Genomic DNA, 1,931 nt, shown 5'->3' on the forward strand with positions numbered 1-1,931 from the left:
CACCCCGCCGGCAGCGGCCACCTCGTACCGCCCGGCGGCACTGCCTTGGGCGGCGCCGATCGCCGCCTGCAGGCCGGAGCCGCACGCCTGTTGCAGGTCGAAGGCGGGCGGGTACGGCGAGAGCGCCGAGCCCAGCACACATTCCCGGATCAGGTTGAAGTCCCGGCTGTGCTTGAGCACCGCACCGCCGATCACCGCGCCGAGCCGCTCACCGGCCAGGTCGAACCGGTCCACCAGCCCGCCCAGCGCCGCGGTGAACATGTCCTGGTTGGACGCCTCGGCGTAGGCGCCGTCGGATCGGGCGAACGGAATTCGGTTTCCGCCCAGGACCGCAACACGACGATGCGGGTGGGTCTCGACGGGCTTGGCGGCGGATGCAGCGGGCACGGTATCTCCGGATGGTGTCGTCGGGTCTGCGTTGACTCGCAGACTGTCGGGGCCATACTACCCACAGTTCTTACTCTAGAGTAAGTTCGTTCTCGATCCGACGCCCAGTCAGGCGCACACGAACACGGAAGGCAGCTCAGTGGCCCCCAACGTCTCATCGGACCTGTTCTCCCAGGTGCTCAACTCCGCCCCCGGCTCGTTTCTGGCCAAGCAACTCGGCGTCCCGCAGGCCGAGAAGCTGCGCCGGTACCGCGCCGGCGACCCGCCGCTGGCCGGCCCGCTGCTGATCGGCGGTGCGGGCCGGGCGGCCGAGCCGCTGCGCACCGCCCTGGCCGACGACTACGACCTGGTCGGCGACAACCTCGGCGGCCGCTGGGCGGATTCGTTCGGCGGGCTGGTCTTCGACGCGACCGGAATCACCGAGCCGGCCGGGCTGAAAGCCCTGCACGACTTCTTCACCCCGCTGCTGCGCAACCTGGGCCGCTGCGCCCGGGTCGCGGTGATCGGCACCACCCCGGACCAGGCGGGGAGCAGCGACGAGCGGATCGCCCAGCGCGCGCTGGAGGGCTTCACCCGCTCACTCGGCAAGGAGCTGCAGCACGGCGCCACCGTGCAGCTGGTGTATCTGTCGCCGGACGCCAAACCCGGCGCCACCGGGATCGAGTCGACGATGCGGTTCATCCTGTCGGCGAAGTCGGCCTACGTCGACGGGCAGGTGTTCTACGTCGGCGCGGCCGACTCGACGCCACCGGCCGACTGGGACAGGCCGCTGGACGGCAAGGTGGCGATCGTGACCGGCGCGGCCCGCGGCATCGGCGCCACCATCGCCGAGGTGTTCGCCCGCGACGGCGCCGCCGTGGTGGCGATCGACGTGCCGGCGGCCGCCGAGCATCTCACCGAGACCGCGAACCGGGTGGGCGGCACCGCCCTGACCCTGGACGTCACCGCCGACGACGCGGTGGACGCCATCGTCGCGCACCTGAAAGAACATCACTCGGACCGAAACGGGGGCCACCTCGACATTTTGGTCAACAACGCCGGCATCACCCGCGACAAACTGCTGGCCAACATGGACGACGCCCGCTGGGACGCGGTGCTCGCGGTCAATCTGCTGGCGCCGCAGCGGCTCACCGAATGCCTGGTGAAAGCCGGCGCGATCGGCAACGGCGGCCGGGTCGTCGGGCTGTCGTCGATGGCCGGCATCGCCGGTAACCGCGGCCAGACCAACTACGCCACCACCAAGGCCGGGATGATCGGCCTGACCGACGCGCTGGCGCCGACGCTGGCCGGCCAGGGCATCACCATCAACGCCGTCGCCCCGGGCTTCATCGAGACCGCGATGACGGCGGCGATCCCGCTGGCCACCCGGGAGGTGGGCCGACGGCTCAACTCGCTGTTCCAGGGTGGCCAGCCGGTCGACGTCGCGGAGCTGATCGCCTACTTCGCCAGCCCGGCGTCGAACGCGGTCACCGGCAACACCGTCCGGGTCTGCGGCCAGGCGATGCTGGGGGCGTAGTCCGGTGACGATGCGGGACGGAACGAAC

At 71.0% G+C, this 1,931-nt stretch carries 2 protein-coding genes; one reads left to right on the plus strand and one right to left on the minus strand.

The genetic code is table 11. From position 1 onward, the window contains the following. The coding region (locus AC2VNT_RS11225) for a thiolase family protein (protein WP_486946926.1) at window positions 1-387 on the minus strand (387 nt) is incomplete at its 3' end. Window positions 388-526: 139 nt separating this feature from the next. Between AC2VNT_RS11225 and AC2VNT_RS11230 the strand changes: the two genes are divergently transcribed. Beyond that, window positions 527-1,903 (plus strand): 3-oxoacyl-ACP reductase, encoded by a 1,377-nt coding sequence (locus tag AC2VNT_RS11230; protein ID WP_486946927.1) that lies wholly within the window; start codon window positions 527-529, stop codon window positions 1,901-1,903. The last annotated feature ends 28 nt before the right edge of the window (window positions 1,904-1,931 follow it).

The sequence above is a fragment of the Mycobacterium sp. TH-M15 genome, from assembly GCF_057473705.1.